The 275-nt window shown below is 55.3% G+C and carries 1 protein-coding gene; it reads left to right on the top strand.

Annotated elements, in window-relative coordinates; translation table 11 throughout:
* Positions 1-275: transposase (locus WA407_RS26870; RefSeq protein ID WP_336078746.1), on the top strand; the 275-nt coding region annotated here is incomplete at both ends.

The raw sequence follows: 275 nt of genomic DNA, 5'->3' as shown, positions 1-275 counted from the left end.
CCATCCCAGACAAGGGCTGTTTCCGAAATGGAAGTTTGAATACGATGCCAAACGCAATGTGTATAGATGCCCAGCCCAACAGGAACTGCCCTACCGAACGACGGACCGTAAGGGATACCGGCAGTATACCTCTGACCCAGCTCAGTGTCAGCATTGCCCACTGCTAGACCAGTGTACCCAGTCTCGAAACCACCGCAAAGTGGTGACTCGGCATGTCTGGGAAGACAGCAAAGAGTGGGTACGGAGCAACCGGCTAAGCCCATCCGGGAAACGGC

It is taken from the genome of Paenibacillus sp. 203, from assembly GCF_037027525.1.
In the GTDB taxonomy this organism is placed as follows: domain Bacteria; phylum Bacillota; class Bacilli; order Paenibacillales; family Paenibacillaceae; genus Paenibacillus; species Paenibacillus polymyxa_B.
This window is presented reverse-complemented; position numbering and strand designations above follow the sequence as displayed.